Raw genomic sequence first — 14,673 nt, forward strand, 5'->3', positions numbered from 1 at the left:
CCGTTGAGCGGGTACAGTCGCCGCACACGCGCGGCGCGCGCGGGCACGCGACTGGAGGTAGCGCGCGGATGGGCATCGGATTCCTGCTGCTGTACGTCGCGTTGGCGGTGGTGGCGCTCTGGCTGATCGCCGAGGTGCTGTTGCAGAACCGGGCGCCGCTGTACTGGCGGGTGCTCGCCCTGGTGGGCTTCCTCGGCGTCGCCGCCGGGATGGCCCTCGGCTCGGTCGTGGTGATCGGCGCCGGGGCCGGGCTGTTCGCGGTGGGCCAGGCTTTCGTCACCCTCTCGGTCAAGCGCGGCCGTCAGAACGGCTGGTCCCTGCGGAAGGCCGACGGCGGCCTGCCCGGCCCGCTCACCAAGGTGCCGCTGCTCGGCGCCCTGACCGGCGGCGCGGCCACGGTCGCGGCCGTCGCGGCGACCGAGGAGCGGGTCGGCGAGGTCAGCGCGGTCGAGGAGACCCCGGTCCCGCTCCCGGTCCCGGAGCCGGCCGCCGAGGAGGTCCCGGAGGTCGAGCAGACCGCCGCCTTCGAGATGCAGGAACTGGCCCAGGACGGCGTCTACGCCCCCTCGTACTACGACCAGCAGCAGGCCCAGCCGCAGACCCAGGACCCGTACGCCGCGGCCTACCAGTCCGGCTACGACCAGCAGCAGTGGCAGACCCAGCAGCAGCCCGCCTACGCCTACGACCAGCAGGGCTACGGCGGCTACCCCCAGCAGCAGGACCCGTACGGCGGCTACCAGCAGGCGCAGGACCCGTACGCGGGCCACCAGCAGCAACAGCACCAGCAGCAGGCCTGGGACCCGAACGCCCAGCAGCAGTGGCAGCCCCAGCCCGACCAGGCCCATCCAGACCACCTTGGCCAGGGCATCCCGCAGCAGCCGATGTACGACCAGAGCGGCTACGGCTACCAGCAGCAGAACACCTGGCCGTCACACGGCTGAGTGGAATTTCCCCAAACCGCCCCCAGTGCCCCTGCTGACCCAATACTCTGTGCGCGTACCTGCGCCGGAGGCTGAGAGCAGCCAGGGAAACGGCGCCTTTCCTCGGGGGCACATGTCATGGATCCGATCAGCACCGCGGCGTTGGCGGGCGCCACGCTCGCCGCGACTGCGGCACTCCAGTCCGTGGGCGAGGAGGCCGGCCGGTCCTCGTGGACGGTGGCCTCCCGTCTGGCGGAGCGCATCCGGCACCGGTTCGCGGGCAACCACGAGGCCGAGGGCGCGCTGGCCCGGGCGTGTGACAGCCCGGACGACGAGGCCGCGGTAGGTGAGCTGCACCGGGTACTGCGCGAGTACATGCTCCAGGACTCCGAGTTCGCGCAAGAGGTCCGTCGGCTCGTGGACGAATCGGTGCGGTCGGCTGGCGGAGTGGGCGGGGTCAATGCAGCGGTCATCAAAAACGTCCAGGTGAACCACGGGAAGGTTGAGGTCGCGGGCGACCTCAACTTCTCCTGACCGCTGCCGGGGCTGCCCCAGGGCGGCCACCAGGCCCGTGTGAAAGATCCAGACGTTGAGTGACGAAGCGACGGCGTCCCACGCCGAGCGCGGCAGCGCCGACCCTGCAATGGGGGACCGTTCCGAATCGCCGGGTGACGCGGTTGCCGAGAAGGAGCCAGCGCCTTCGGGGACGGCCGAGGAGGGCGAGGGGCCGCTGAACGAGGCGGCCGCCCTGGTGGCGCTCAGCAAGGGCGCCGACGATCCGCAGGAGTGGGCGGACACCGCGCGGGCGGCGCAGATCGCGGACCTGATCGCCCACCGCCTGCGGGACGACCCCTCCGGGCTGCGCATCGGCACGCTCGCCCTGTTCCAGGACACGGTCAGCTTCGGGGGCGGCTTCAATGCCCATGGCCGCACCGCTGAGCGCGCCGGCGCGTCGGCGTCCCCGGACGGTTCCCTGGTGCGGATCGAGCCGGACGAGCAGAACAGCCATCTCGCGTGCTATGTCTGGCCGCGTGGCTACAAGTCCGCGCTGGAGCTGCTGCAGGAGTGCCATCTGATCGTGCTCGCCCAGCCACCGGGGACCGGCCGGGCAGCGGCCGCGGTCAACCTGTTGGTGGAGGCGCTGATCGACGCGGGGGCGGCGGACGGCGGCAGCTGCTACCGGTCGACCGATCCGTCCGCCGTGCTGAGCGCCACTTGGGCGCCGCCCCACAAAAACGCCGGCTACCTGGTCGAGTTGGACGACCGCTCGGCCCGCGGCGGCACGGTCTACGACGCCGTCGAATCCGGATGGCTGGCCGCCGCCGCGTCGACGCTCAAGGCCGGGAACAGTTTCATGGTCGTGATTACCGGCCCGCCCCGCGGGGCGCTTGCCTGGGCCGCGGACCGCACCCCGTACGTGTTCCCGGACCTCGGCACGGTCAACGCCACCGAGGTGCTGGAACGCCATGCTCTGGGGCCGACACCGGATGAGGGGGAGCGGAGGGAGCTCCGGGAGCGGCTGGTGAGGTCAGGCGCCGCCGAGGCGCTGCGCGAGCAGCCCGAACCCGCGATCGCCGTGGCTCTGGCCCGGACCGTTCGGGCGAGCCGTGATCTGGCGGAGCACGTCGCAGTGCTGCGTGATCCGAGCGAGCAGGTCCGGCAGTGGTTCAGCCGCCACGAGGACCTTGAGGCGCTGTGCTTCGCCGTCGCCGCCGCGGTGCTGGAGGAGTCCAGCTATCTGACCGTGTCCGACGCCGCGATCCAGCTGCACACGGCACTGGTCCGGGACCCGTACACGCTGAAGGGGCTGCGCTACCAGGACAGGCTGGGATACGACCAGCCGTGGATCACGGTGAGCGGGTCCGTGGAGGGCAGGGCGTCGCGGCCGTTCGGACCGCCGCAGGTCAGCTTCCGGAGCCCGCTGGTCCGGCAGGCCGTCCTGGCTCACGCGTGGTCGTACCTGGACGGAATGCGGAACGAGCTGCTGGCATGGCTACGCAGGCTGCTGGTCCACAGCGATGTCGAGGTCCGGGCCCGCGCCGCCGTCGCCGCGGGCGTGATGGCCTGGAGCGATCACGAGCACGCTCTGCACCGGTACCTCTCGTCCTGGTCCAGCAGCACGGTCTGGCCGGTACGGCAGGCCGCCGCCACGGCGCTCGGCGTCGTCGGTGGGCGGCCCGAGCTGGCCGAGGCGGTCTGGACGAGGCTCGACCGGTGGGCTGTCGAGGGGACGTCGGCGGCCGCTCGGCGCCAGGCGAAGACCGCCGCCACGGCGGTCGGCGGCCTGCTCGGCCGTGACGCGCCGGACCGCGCGCTGGCCGTCCTGTGCACCGCCCTTGCCTGGAAGGACGACTGGGGCAACCTGGTTCCGGTGGCGTGGAGCATCGTCCGACTGAACGATCAGGGGCGGGCCGACGCGGTGCTGGCGGCGCTGCTGGAATGGTCGAAGGCCCAGGACCTCTCGCCGATGGTCGCCAAGTCGCTGTCGGTGTTCCTGTTCAGCGCCGAACGGACCCACCCGGCCACGGCCGGGGAGCCGGACCGCCCCTCGGCCCTGTGGACCAGAGCCGGTGAACTCAGGGCCCCGTTGGAGGAGTTGTGGGCGCGGGCGCTGGCCCGCAAGCCGATCCAGGAGCAGGCTCTTCTCACCCTCCGCACCTGGCTGACGGACTACGCCGAGCAGGATCCGCGGCGGCTGTCGGCGGTGCGGGAGATGCTGATCGGCATCGCCCGCCGGCCGGGCAAGCACCGTGATCGCCTCGTGTACTGGCTGGGCGTCTGGTCGGCGGACCGCGAACGCCCGTGCCGGGCGGCCGTATCGCTGCGCGAGGCCGTCGTCGCGGCGACCTCGCGCTGACCGAGCCGTTCTTTCCCGACCGTTGTCGAAGGAGCCTTCGATGGACAGTTCGACCTATGACCCGGTGCTGGCAGAGGAGCGGCTCGCTTGGCTGAGGCTGATGAACCCGCTTCGGCCGCCGGCACCGGGCCGGGCCCTCGTCCTGGTGCCGAATGACGGTCCGGCACTCACCGTCCGTCCGGGCGAGGAGATCTCCGACGCATGGGTCGGCCGCTACCAGACCGCGTACACGGTGGACACCACCGAGCACCGCCTCGTCCTGAGCATTCCGCTGCTCAGCCGGGATCCCACGTTCGCGTTCCGGAGCGAGGTGGCGCTGGTCTGTGCGGTGGTCGACCCGGCGAAGGTGGTGGCGCGGGGCATCCGGGACATGAGCGACGCCCTGTTCGATCACATGCGGCGCATGTTGCGTGCGGTCTCCAGGGACTACGACATCGCGGAGTTCCACGAGGCCGAGGCGGCGCTGAACCGGAGGGTCCGCGACTTCTCCGGAGACAGCGCCGTCCAGCTGCGGAACATCCACGTCGAACTCCTGGTCGACGAGGATGAGGTGGCGACCAGCGGCCGGACGTACCGGGACGTGGTGCGCGAGAGCCGGCTCGCCGGCATGCGGCGGCAGCGGCACCTCGACATGCTCCGGGCCGACGGCTTCGAGGGGCTGATCGCGGAGATCATGGAGCGGGAAGGCCCACGGGCGGCGCAGGAACTCATCGCGAAGGCGGAGGCCGAGGAGCGCGAGGAGCTGATGCGCACCTTCAAGCTCGTCATGGAGCGCGGCGACGCCGACCGGGAGCCATTCGAAGTCGCCAACACCGAGCGGATGGTGCTGGGGCGGCTGTTGGGCGGCAGTGAGGCTCCGTTCGGCGGCACCCGGGCCAGCCGGGTCCGCGGCGGCGGCGCGGCGGACCGGGCGGTCGAGGCCCGGCCGAGCGGATGGGCCGAGGAGCGACCGGCCACGGTCCTGCACGGGGAGGTCGTCTCGCCGTCGATCGCCAGCCCTCCGGACGATGAGCCGTTGGCCGACAAGGTGCCGCTCGACAAGGCGTCTACCGGTGCGGACGGCGGGTACGGAGCACACCGGCCGGGTCCCGGCCCGGGGCCGGACCGCCGCACCGCTGCTCCTGCGGGCGAGGCCGAGCAGCCGAGGGAGAGCCGGGTCCGGGGCGTCCAGCGGATGCGCCCGACTGAGGGAGGCAGCCGGTGACCACACCGCCCCAGGCCGTACCACCGGTTCCGTCCGCGCCGCCGGTCCCCTCCGTGCCCCCCGGTCCGGCGATGCCTTCGGACGCACCGACGACGGCGGTGACGCACGCCGTCCGGCCTGCCTCCCAGGCCGGGCTCAGCGCGCTCAGCGTGTGGACCGAGAGCACGGCGGGAGCCGGCGAGGACGCGGATCCGCTGGTCCTGCACCACCTTCTGAGCCGGACGGGTCTGGTGGCGGTGTTCGACGGCGCGGGAGGTGCCGGGTCGGCCCCGAGCTGGATCAACGGCCGGGGCCTCGCCCGGAGCGGGGCCTGGACCGGATCCAGGGTGGCCCGGCTGGCCGTGGAACAGTGGTTCCGCGACTGCGTCGAGCAGGGTCGGCCACCGGAGCCCCGGACCCTCGAACACCGGTTGCGGAAAGTCCTCGACGCGGCTCGCCCCGACGTCCGCAGCAAGGTGGTCGGCACCATGCGTCGGCAGCTTCCCACCACGATGGCGGCGATCTGGTACCGCGTCGAAGACGCGCACACGGCGGTGCACACGCTGTGGGCCGGTGACTCCCGGGCGTACGTCCTCACCCCGAGCAAGGGGCTCCAGGTGCTCACCCGTGACCACACCGACGAAACGGATGCCTTGGTCCAGCTCACCCAGGACCCACCGATGACCAACATGATCTGCGCCGACCGGCCGTTCACGATCGACCAGCATGGCGTCCTGCTGAACGGACAGGGCGTACTGCTCTGCGCGACCGACGGGTTCTTCGGATACGTACGGACTCCGGGGGACTTCGAATACCTGTTGCTGGAGTCCTTGCAGAATTCCTCGGACGAGGCCGACTGGGCCGCCCGGCTGAGCCGCAAGGTCCAGCAGTACACGGCCGATGACGCATCGCTCGCCCTGGTGACGATCGGATTCTCCGACTTCCGCGAACTCTGCGAGCTGTTCATGGACCGCTACCGGAGGAGCCAAAGGCGCTATCGGGGAGTGCCGGACGGCTCCGACGAGGAGTCCCTGCGGCACTGGCGCGAGCAGGACTGGCTCAGCTACCGGACCGAGTACGAACGGCACATGCCCGCAGTGGGGGAGGTCGGCGAATGAAGCTGGGCGAGGAGATCAACGGCTACCGGATCACAACCGCGCCGACCAACAACAACGGTGGGAAGTGCGTCTGGGCGTTCGCCGAGAAGGACGGACGGCCGTATTTCATCAAACAGTTCTTGGAGCCGAAGCGCCCGAGGCCGGACTCGCCGGGCAACGAGCGCGGCAAGCGCATCCGGCAGGAGGTGTGCCAGGAGTTCGAGGCCCGGCACCGTGGTGTGATGTCGCGTCTGACCCCGGACATGCGGGGTGGCGGGAACCTCGTGCTGGCCGAGGACTTCTTCGCCGACGGCAGCACCTACTACAAGGTCACCGCGCGGATCGACACCTCCACCCTGGAACGTCCCCAGGTGCTGGAACCCCGGCAGAAGTCGGTGCTGCTGCGCACGCTCGCCGTGAGCCTCCAGCTCCTGCACGGCATCGGCATCGTGCACGGCGATCTGAAACCCGCCAACGTGCTGGTGCAGGAGAACAAGGGCAACTCCCTCCACATCGCGAAGCTGATCGACTTCGACGACTCGTACCTCTCGGGCAGCCCTCCGGGCCCGCACGACATCGCCGGCGACTCGCTCTACGGGGCCCCGGAGTGGCGCCGCTACGTGCAGGAGGATCCGACGGTCGACGCCCGGATGCTCACCACCGCGGCGGACATGTTCGCCCTCGGGCTCATGGCGCACTACTACCTGACCGGCGCGCTGCCCGGCCACGACGCCCGTTACGGGTCTCCGGCGGACGCGGTTAACGCGGGGGAGGAGCTCCGCCTCGATCCGAGGCTTTCCCCCACCGTCAAGGGCCTGATCACGGCCCTGACCGCGCGGGCGCCGGAGAGCCGCCCGAGGATCGCCGCCTTCCTCGCGGCGCTCAAGGACCCCGAGGCCTGCGCCTTGCGGCACCCCCGGCCGGGGACGACGAAGCCGTCGGCCGCCGCCCCGGCGCCCACTGTCCCGGGCCCGGCCTCGCCAGGGGGCGCCGGGGCCCGGGTGAGCAGGCTGCGGATGAACCTCGGCGGAGGCCCGCGCAGCAGCGCCGCCACCGGGCCGGAAAGCGCGACTCCCACTTCGTCCGACACCCCGACGGCGGAGACGCCGCCCAGGGTCTCGAGAGTTCGGATCAACCTCGGCGACCGCCGCACGTAACCGCCGGTCGGCCGTCGTCGGCACCGATCGTCCCATCACCACCCGACAGGAGAACCCCATGAGCTCTGCCCAGACGCCCTACCAGGGCAACCTGCAGTACGCCGTTGACATCGTGCTGTGCATCGACGCCACGGCCAGCATGGGCCCGGTCCTCGAATCCGTGAAGGCCAGTGCGCTCTCCTTCCACCAGCGGCTGGAGTCCGTGATGGCCGCGAAGGGCAAGTCGATTAGCCAGCTGAGGATCAAGACCATCGCCTTCCGGGACTTCGGTGACCGGGCCGATGACGCCCTCGAAGCGACGGACTTCATCCAACTGCCGGACCAGGCCCATGAGTTCGAGGGCTTTCTGAAGGGACTGGAGGCCGCCGGCGGCGGCGACATCCCGGAGTCCGCGCTGGAGGCCCTGGCGCTCGCCGTCGGTGCCCCTTGGGAGACCGGGCTGGACAGGCGCCGACACGTGATCGTGATGTTCACCGACGCCCCGGCCCACCCGCTGGGCAGCTCCCACACGGCGGTGCCCGGGTACCCGCAGTCGATCCCGCGCAGCATGGACGACCTCTTCGAACAGTGGGGGTACGCCCGGAGCCAGGCGGCGGTCATGGAGCAGTCGGCGAAACGCCTCGTGCTGTTCGCCCCCGACCAGCAGCCCTGGACCGGGATCGCCGAGGACTGGGACCTCACGCTGCACTTCCCGTCGAAGGCGGGCGACGGCCTCCAGGAATTCGAGATGGACGAGATCATCGACACGATCGCCAACAGCCTCTGATCACGCGGTGGGATCACTACCGACGATGAGTCTGCGGTGCGTCGGGGCCGAAGTCGTCCACCAGGGCGACTGGTTGACCCTGAGCTGGGACGACGGCGGGTGGCTGCAGATGCCGCTCGACTCGTGCACCCAGCTGGACATCCAGCCGGTCGAGGAAGGCCGGTGCACCCAGATCGTGCTGTCCTTCACGCCTCTGACGGAACGCGGCACCCGTGCAGCGGGCCGGATCAACGTCCGGCTCGAGGTGACACCCGAGCACACCGCGGACGCCCATGAGTTCCGGGGGTTCATCAATCGATGGACGACGCCGGAGGAACAGGCGGTTGCCGTGCCCTGGCCCGATCCACGACGAAGCGGCGAGGACGACTGGATCAGCTTCCCACCCGCCGAAGAGGCCGGGGAACTGTACGAGCAGGTACTGCAGCGGGTCGGTGGCCACCGGTCGCTGTGACGGAGAGTTCTGGAAGGAGCGGACCACGTGGCGGGTTCCACCTGGCGTTGCATGTCCTGTGACACGTTCAATGCCGCGAGCCGCCGCATCTGCATGGTGTGCGAGGGGAAGCGTCCTTCGGCGTCGAAGGGGCCGCAGCCGCCCAAGGACGGTTGGACGTGCACGGAGTGCGAGGTGCGGAACGGTCCGACCGACCGGAGCTGCCTCGCCTGCGACACTCCCTGGCGGCCCCCGGCACCGCGTCGAGCGGAGCCGAAGGGCTCGGCGGCTTCCGGTGGGGCCGGTCGTACGGCGCCGAAGCCCCGGGCGCCGGGGGCTGCCTCGTCTGGACGTGCCTCGTCCGGTCCCGCCGCGCCGAAACCGGTGGCCGAGCCCCGTCCGCGGGCCGGCACGACCGGCTACTCGGCGAGGCCGGAGCCGCCGACGAAGAGCACGTACCGACCGAGGACCGCCGGCAGCGGCGGGGACCGGCCCCGGGATGCTGCCACGGACCGGCCGCGCCGCACCTCGACGGTGACCACCCCGACGGAGAGCCTGTTCTTCCCGCGGGCCGAGGCTGGCGGTCGAACGGGCAGCGGTCGCGCCTCCTCGGGTCACGGTCCGGCGGCACCGCCACCGCCGACGCGGACCCCACCCCCGTGGACGGCGCCGCCGACTCCGCCACCGCGGACGGCTCCGCGCCGCCCTGCGCCCTCCCGGCCCCGAGGCAGTGGCTGTCTGAAGACCGGGCTGGTCGTGCTGGCCCTGGTGCTCTTTGGCCCGGGTCTGCTCCGCAGCTGCGAGGACGCCTTCGACACCAGGAGTCGGAGCAGCCCGTCCGCCGCGTCGACCGCCAGTGAGCAGGCCTCGAGCTCCCCGGATGCCGCAGCGGGCTGTCCGCCCCGGATCGCGAGCAGAATTCCCGATGGCTTGAGGGGGACATTGGTGGTGGCGTACCGAACGCAGGACAAGCAGATCACGCTCTGCCGGACGGTCGCCGGAAAGCTCTACTACTACGGCGAGTTCACCGGCCGCGCGGACACCGGTGTTGCCATGTCCGCCACCCAGACGGCCGACGGGTTCATCGCCTACAACGGTGATTACACGTACGAGATCAGCGGAAGCACCGTGACGATCAGCCTTGACGGCCGTCAACTCGGGCGGGAGAAGCTCACCCGAGTCGACTCACCCAGCTGAGCGAGGGAACGGTCAGGCCGGGCCGATGAGGTTGGCCGCGATGCAGGCCGACATGCCGACCCGGGAGAGCCCGCCGCCGGGGTGGGCGTTGCCGCCGATCAGGTGGAGCCCGGGGACGGGGGACTCGTTGGGGGCCTTCAGCCACCGGCCCGAGAATCCGGCCAGGACCGGGCGGGCGACCGCGCCGCCCAGCGCGCCGGTCTCCCGGCGGGTGTCCTCCGGGGTGCGTACGACCCGCCACAGCACCCGCTCGCGCAGGCCGAGGCCGGCCGCGTCGACGTGGGCGAGAAGTCGGTCGGCGTAGCGGTCGGCGACGCCGGGGGCAGTCCAGTCGAACGCGCCCTGGGCCGGGACGGTCGCGGTCAGCACCACGCTCTCGTGCGCGTCGTCGGGGCGCAGCGACGGGTCGTCCGGGCGCAGCACCTGGACGGTGGGGCGCTCACAGGGCGGCGCCGAGAGGGTCAGGGCGTTCTCCTCGGCGGCCGGGTCGGCCGCGTGCACCACCGTCCGGTGCGCGGTGCCCTCCGGTCGGGGACCGCGCAGGGCCAGCAGCACGCCGAACCGGCCGGGCACCCCCCGGGGCTCCCAGTCCTCGGTCGGCCTGCCCGGCCACTCGGCGAGGCCGTGGCGGTGGAGGGCGTCGGCGTCCATCGCCGAGACCACCAGGTCCGCGGCGATCCGGCCGTCCGCCGTCTCGACCCCGCTCGCCCGGCCGTCCTCGACGAGCACCCGGGTGACCGGGGTGTCGAAGCGGAACTCGACCCGGCGCAGCTCACAGCGCCGGTACACTGCCTCCGCGAGGGCCCGCAGGCCGCCCCGGACGTACCAGACGCCGAAGGACTGCTCCATGTACGGCAGCACGGTGGCCCCGGCCGGGGCCTGCCCCGGGGTGAAGCCGTAGCGCACCGCGGACTCGGACAGCAGGGCGGTCAGGCCGGGGTGGCCGCCGAACTCGCGCCGTGCCACGTCCGCCAGGGTCCACGGGCGCGGGCGGCGCAGCCGGGCCAGGCCGGTGGGCGCCGGGACGGGGTACGGGTCGGTGCCCAGGAAACCCCGGTCGGCCGGGAGCGGCTCCTCCAGCAGCGGGCGGCGGGTGGCCTCCCAGACCGTTCGGCCGTGGTTCATCACCTCGCTCCAGCGGGCGCCGGAGCCCGCGCCGAAGGCGGCGTCCAGGGCCTGGCTGACCCCGCCGCGCGAGGCGTTCGGCAGGGTGACGGCGGTGCCGTCGGGGAACAGGTGCCGGCTCTCCGGGTCCACCGGGGCGAGCTCGACCAGCTGCTCCAGCGGCTCCTTGCCGGTCTTCAGCGCGAGGTCGCGGTAGACGGCGGGCAGCGGGAGCAGGCCCGGACCGGTGTCGAAGGCGAAGCCCTCGCGCTCGTACCGGCCGACCATGCCGCCGTACGTGCCACCCGCCTCGCAGACCGTCACCCGGTGGCCGAGGGTCGCCAGCCGGGAGGCCGCCGCGAGCCCGCTCATTCCTGCGCCGATGATGACGATCTTTGCCATGGCACCCGATCCTAGGGCTGCTGCGCGAACGCACCCTGCGCGGCCGCCCGGGCGGCCCGGCGTTCGCGGCGGCGGGCCCGGAAGGCGCGGATCCTGCTGATCGCCAGCCAGACCAGCAGCAGGCCGACGGCCAGCAGCACGGCGGCGATCGAGGCGGCCAGCCAGGGGTGGAAGATCGCCAGGGTGACCAGGCCGGCCACCGAGAGGTCCTCCAGCAGGCTGACCACGATGTTGCTGGCCGGTTCGGGCGAGGTGTTGACGGCCATCCGCAGCGAGGCCTTCACCAGGTGGCTCACCAGCGCCGTGGTGCCGCCCATCGCGCCGGCCGCGACCTCGCTGAGCGAGCCCGGGTCGCCGCTCGCGATCAGCACGCCCACGACGGCGCCCGCGATCGGCCGGATCACCGTGTGCACGGCGTCCCAGACCGTGTCCACGTACGGGATCTTGTCGGCCACCGCCTCCAGCAGGAACAGCACCGCCGCCGCGACCAGCACATCGGTGCGCTCCAACGCGTGCGGCACCGACTCCGCGCCGGCGAAGCGACCCAGCAGCCCGAGCAGCAGCACCACCGCGTACGCGTTGATGCCGCTGGCCAGACCGCTGGTGAAGATCAGCGGCAGGATCGTCATCGCGTCCCTCTCCTCGCAATCCCGGGATTCGAGAAACCCCGGCCGGGCAGCTCCGGCCCCGCGTACCGTACCGGGACCCGGGACGTCGCGGGCCACCGCCGCGGTTCCGGATCCGGCGGAGGGCGGCGGACTGAGTACGGATACTCAGATCCACGGTTGAGTACCTCAGCGGATGGTCTCCGACCTGCCGGGACGGGAGAGTAGTGGCACCCGGGAGGGCGGCGCGTCGGGCGCCGGACCCACCCGGGTGGCGGATCCGTCCGTCCCCCCGGCCGGGAGGGCCCGGGGGACGGCGGCAAGAGGTCCGCACAGGTGCCGGTCCCGGACCCCGCACCGCCGGCACGGGGCGGCGGTGCGGGCCGGGGGGAGACCGGTCACCGACGGGGGGATCGCGCCCCGCCTCCCGGTGGGGGGACGGCGGAGCGACGGCACACGGCGGCGGCGCGGTACGGGGGAGAGCCCGCGCCCGCCGCCGGTACGCCGTCCGGCGGTGATTGTCAGTGGTGCCGTTCACGATGGGGGAGCACGGACCACCCGGTCCGCGCGCTGCCTCGGAACGGGGGAGACCATGACCATCAGCCGTCCTGAGCCCGTCACCGCCCGCCTCCACTCCGCCGCCCTGCCGCACGCCCCGGGTTTCTCCGGGGGCCGCCCCGCCGGGCGGGACGTCCATCCCGTGCTGCGCCGGATCGCCGCGCCGCCCGCCGCCCTCGACCTGCTCGCCGACGCCCACCGCACGCTCGTCCGCGCCCGCGCGCTGGAGGACCCGCTGGAGCGCTACGCCACCGCCCACCTGGCCGCGCTGCGCACGGTGGCGGCCGTGCTGGCCGTGCGGGGGCGGCCGGAGAAGAACCCGCGACGGCGCAAGGCCATCCGCAGCGCCTGGGAGGTGCTGCCCGAGGTGGCCCCCGAACTGGCCGAATGGGCGGTCTACTACGGCGCCGGCGCCCGCCGGCGGGCCGCCGCCGAGGCCGGGATCCGGGGCGCCGCCTCGGCCCGCGACGCCGACGACCTGATCCGCAACTCCGCCCTGTTCCTGCGCCTGGTCGAGCGGCTGCTCGGCCTCCACCCGACCCCGCCCGCCCCACGGCTCCCGCTGGACGACGACGAGCCCCCGGGCGTGAACGGCACGCCCGCCCGGCAGGCATAGGGCCTGTCTCATGGGTCCCTGCCAGGTCCGCGGCCCCAAGAGACAGGCCCTAAGGTGGAGACATCCCGATCGAACTGCACGTGCCAAGGAGCCCCACCTTGTACCCGACGCGACCCCGCAGTGCCCTGCGTACCGCCGTGGTGTGGGAGGTGGTGCGGGCAGCCCTGGAGAAGCGGTCGGCCGAGCTGGACCAGCCGGTGCTCGACGTGGTCGACACCGGTGGCGGCACCGGCAACTTCGCCGTTCCGGTGGCCAAGCTCGGCCACCGGGTCACCGTGGTCGACCCGAGCCCGGACGCGCTGTTCGCCCTGGAGCGCCGGGCCGCCGAGGCCGGGGTGACGGACCTCGTGCGGGCCGTCCAGGGCGACACCCAGACGCTCCCCGAGTTGGTCGCCCCCGGCACCGTGGACGCCGTGCTCTGCCACGGCGTGCTGGAGGTCGTGGACGACCCGGCCGAGTCGCTCGGCAGCCTGGCCGCCACCCTGCGCAAGGGCGGCCTGGTCAGCCTGCTGGCCGCCAACCGCAACGGCGCCGTGCTGGCCCGCGCGCTGGCCGGCCACTTCAACGAGGCCCGGACGGTGCTCTCCGCCGTCGACGGCCGCTGGGGCGCGCAGGACCCGATGCCGCGCCGCTTCACCGGCGAGGAGCTGGGTCGGCTGGCCGAGGGCGCGGGCCTGCGGGTCGAGTCGGTGCACGGCGTGCGGGTCTTCGCGGACCTGGTGCCCGGCGTGCTGGTGGACACGGAGCCCGGCGCGATGGAGGCGCTGCTGAAGCTGGAGGAGGCCGCCGCCGCACAGCCCGCCTTCCACGCCGTGGCCACCCAGCTGCACCTGCTGGCCACCCTGGCCTGAGCCCTCCGGGCCCCTGCCGCCGCCGTACGGTTCGCACACCGTGCGGCGGCGGTTCGCCTCCCGGACGGGTGCCGGTCTCCTCCGCCCCGCCCCGGTGCGCTCGCGAACCTCCCCAGCTGCGGGCCGATTCCACCGGATCGGGCACTTGTCCGACCCCTCCCGCGTTGACCCGGGTGCGGCCCCGCCCGGTCGAAGTGGCCCGTCCCACGCGGCGCAGACCACCCCGTAACGGGTCCACGGACCGTATGATCTGGGTAAAGCCGGAAAGCATGACAGCCGGATGCGTGGGGCATATGGACGACACGGGCCGGGTCCCCCGCACAGGCGTCCGACCGTGTGCTCAAGGCTGATTGGACTTGCCTCCCCGACCGGGGTGGCGGACCGGTCGCACCCGCGACCGACGAGTAGGAGGACTCCGTGCCGCTCTCGGAGCACGAGCAGCGACTGCTCGACCAGATGGAGCGAGCGCTGTATGCCGAAGATCCCAAATTCGCGTCAGCGCTTGAGGGAACCGGGCTGCGCACCTACACCCGTCGGCGGGTCTATCTGGCCATCGCCGGTTTCGTGGTGGGGATCGGCCTGCTGATGGGCGGCATGGTCGTTCCGGACCAGATCTGGGTCAGCGTCGTGGGCTTCCTGGTGATGCTCGGGTGCGCGGTGTTCGCCGTGACCGGCTGGCGCCGCGGGCCCGCGGGCCAGGGCTCCGGCCCCCGCCAGGTCGCCGCCCCGCGCCGCAAGGCCGGGATGATGGACCGGGTGGAGCAGCGCTGGCAGCGCCGCCGGGACGAGCAGACCGGCGGCTTCTGAGCCGCTTCACCACGACGGACGAACAGCCGGGGCGGGGCGGCGGTCGACAGCCCCCCCCCCCGGGTTGCCCGCCCACGGCCCGAAGGCGCACGCAGCACGGGGCACCCGGGTGGTGCCCCAGGG

General features: G+C 72.8%; 14 protein-coding genes. 12 read left to right on the plus strand and 2 right to left on the minus strand.

Translation table 11 applies throughout. From position 1 onward, the window contains the following. The first annotated feature begins 68 nt into the window (after positions 1-68). The 9 genes from ACH4E7_RS08140 to ACH4E7_RS08180 all read left to right on the plus strand — a co-directional run bounded on the left by ACH4E7_RS08140 (position 69) and on the right by ACH4E7_RS08180 (position 9,607). The gene (locus ACH4E7_RS08140) at positions 69-941 is read left to right on the plus strand and encodes a hypothetical protein (RefSeq protein ID WP_396248161.1); all 873 of its coding nucleotides are present in this window, start codon (positions 69-71) and stop codon (positions 939-941) included. 117 nt (positions 942-1,058) lie between these two features. Beyond that, a complete protein-coding gene (locus tag ACH4E7_RS08145; RefSeq protein WP_396248162.1) occupies positions 1,059-1,454 on the plus strand; it encodes a hypothetical protein in 396 nt (131 codons plus the stop codon). A 55-nt stretch (positions 1,455-1,509) separates the two neighbouring features. Continuing rightward, complete coding sequence (locus ACH4E7_RS08150; protein ID WP_396248163.1) at positions 1,510-3,777, plus strand: hypothetical protein; 2,268 nt, start codon at positions 1,510-1,512, stop codon at positions 3,775-3,777. Positions 3,778-3,817: 40 nt separating this feature from the next. Continuing rightward, positions 3,818-4,981 (plus strand): hypothetical protein, encoded by a 1,164-nt coding sequence (locus ACH4E7_RS08155; RefSeq protein ID WP_396248164.1) that lies wholly within the window; start codon positions 3,818-3,820, stop codon positions 4,979-4,981. Between the two features lie 71 nt (positions 4,982-5,052). Further along, positions 5,053-6,078, plus strand: a complete 1,026-nt coding sequence (locus tag ACH4E7_RS08160) for a PP2C family protein-serine/threonine phosphatase (RefSeq protein WP_396248165.1) — start codon at positions 5,053-5,055, stop codon at positions 6,076-6,078. Then, on the plus strand, positions 6,075-7,214 hold the full coding sequence (locus ACH4E7_RS08165; RefSeq protein ID WP_396248166.1) for a protein kinase: 1,140 nt from the start codon (positions 6,075-6,077) through the stop codon (positions 7,212-7,214). Before ACH4E7_RS08160 ends, ACH4E7_RS08165 begins: the two co-directional genes overlap by 4 nt. A 58-nt stretch (positions 7,215-7,272) precedes the next feature. After that, positions 7,273-7,980 carry a vWA domain-containing protein gene (locus ACH4E7_RS08170; RefSeq protein WP_396248167.1) on the plus strand — a complete coding sequence of 236 codons (708 nt, stop codon included), beginning with the start codon at positions 7,273-7,275 and terminating at the stop codon, positions 7,978-7,980. 25 nt (positions 7,981-8,005) lie between these two features. Continuing rightward, positions 8,006-8,431 (plus strand): hypothetical protein, encoded by a 426-nt coding sequence (locus tag ACH4E7_RS08175; RefSeq protein WP_396248168.1) that lies wholly within the window; start codon positions 8,006-8,008, stop codon positions 8,429-8,431. 927 nt (positions 8,432-9,358) lie between these two features. Further along, on the plus strand, positions 9,359-9,607 hold the full coding sequence (locus ACH4E7_RS08180; RefSeq protein WP_396248169.1) for a hypothetical protein: 249 nt from the start codon (positions 9,359-9,361) through the stop codon (positions 9,605-9,607). Between the two features lie 12 nt (positions 9,608-9,619). Here the strand turns inward: ACH4E7_RS08180 and ACH4E7_RS08185 are convergent, their stop codons facing one another. Further along, entirely contained in the window at positions 9,620-11,113 is a 1,494-nt protein-coding gene (locus ACH4E7_RS08185; protein WP_396248170.1) for a phytoene desaturase family protein, read from the minus strand. An 11-nt stretch (positions 11,114-11,124) separates the two neighbouring features. Beyond that, on the minus strand, positions 11,125-11,742 hold the full coding sequence (locus ACH4E7_RS08190; protein ID WP_396248171.1) for a DUF4126 domain-containing protein: 618 nt from the start codon (positions 11,740-11,742) through the stop codon (positions 11,125-11,127). A 568-nt stretch (positions 11,743-12,310) separates the two neighbouring features. Here ACH4E7_RS08190 and ACH4E7_RS08195 point away from each other — a divergent pair. The 3 genes from ACH4E7_RS08195 to ACH4E7_RS08205 all read left to right on the plus strand — a co-directional run bounded on the left by ACH4E7_RS08195 (position 12,311) and on the right by ACH4E7_RS08205 (position 14,550). Continuing rightward, positions 12,311-12,892, plus strand: a complete 582-nt coding sequence (locus ACH4E7_RS08195) for an SAV_6107 family HEPN domain-containing protein (RefSeq protein ID WP_396248172.1) — start codon at positions 12,311-12,313, stop codon at positions 12,890-12,892. Between the two features lie 98 nt (positions 12,893-12,990). After that, complete coding sequence (locus ACH4E7_RS08200) at positions 12,991-13,743, plus strand: methyltransferase domain-containing protein (protein WP_396248173.1); 753 nt, start codon at positions 12,991-12,993, stop codon at positions 13,741-13,743. Between the two features lie 417 nt (positions 13,744-14,160). Continuing rightward, complete coding sequence (locus tag ACH4E7_RS08205; protein WP_396248174.1) at positions 14,161-14,550, plus strand: DUF3040 domain-containing protein; 390 nt, start codon at positions 14,161-14,163, stop codon at positions 14,548-14,550. The last annotated feature ends 123 nt before the right edge of the window (positions 14,551-14,673 follow it).

Origin of the sequence: Kitasatospora sp. NPDC018058, assembly GCF_044327205.1 — a bacterium.
In the GTDB taxonomy this organism is placed as follows: Bacteria; Actinomycetota; Actinomycetes; order Streptomycetales; family Streptomycetaceae; genus Kitasatospora.

Excerpts from the sequence above, each read along its gene's own strand:
- ACH4E7_RS08140 (WP_396248161.1), top strand. The coding sequence starts at position 69 with ATGGGCATCGGATTCCTGCTGCTGTACGTCGCGTTGGCGGTGGTGGCG.
- ACH4E7_RS08195 (WP_396248172.1), top strand. The coding sequence starts at position 12,311 with ATGACCATCAGCCGTCCTGAGCCCGTCACCGCCCGCCTCCACTCCGCC.
- ACH4E7_RS08145 (WP_396248162.1), top strand. The coding sequence starts at position 1,059 with ATGGATCCGATCAGCACCGCGGCGTTGGCGGGCGCCACGCTCGCCGCG.
- ACH4E7_RS08160 (WP_396248165.1), top strand. The coding sequence starts at position 5,053 with ATGCCTTCGGACGCACCGACGACGGCGGTGACGCACGCCGTCCGGCCT.
- ACH4E7_RS08155 (WP_396248164.1), top strand. The coding sequence starts at position 3,818 with ATGGACAGTTCGACCTATGACCCGGTGCTGGCAGAGGAGCGGCTCGCT.
- ACH4E7_RS08175 (WP_396248168.1), top strand. The coding sequence starts at position 8,006 with ATGAGTCTGCGGTGCGTCGGGGCCGAAGTCGTCCACCAGGGCGACTGG.
- ACH4E7_RS08170 (WP_396248167.1), top strand. The coding sequence starts at position 7,273 with ATGAGCTCTGCCCAGACGCCCTACCAGGGCAACCTGCAGTACGCCGTT.
- ACH4E7_RS08185 (WP_396248170.1), bottom strand. The coding sequence starts at position 11,113 with ATGGCAAAGATCGTCATCATCGGCGCAGGAATGAGCGGGCTCGCGGCG.
- ACH4E7_RS08190 (WP_396248171.1), bottom strand. The coding sequence starts at position 11,742 with ATGACGATCCTGCCGCTGATCTTCACCAGCGGTCTGGCCAGCGGCATC.
- ACH4E7_RS08165 (WP_396248166.1), top strand. The coding sequence starts at position 6,075 with ATGAAGCTGGGCGAGGAGATCAACGGCTACCGGATCACAACCGCGCCG.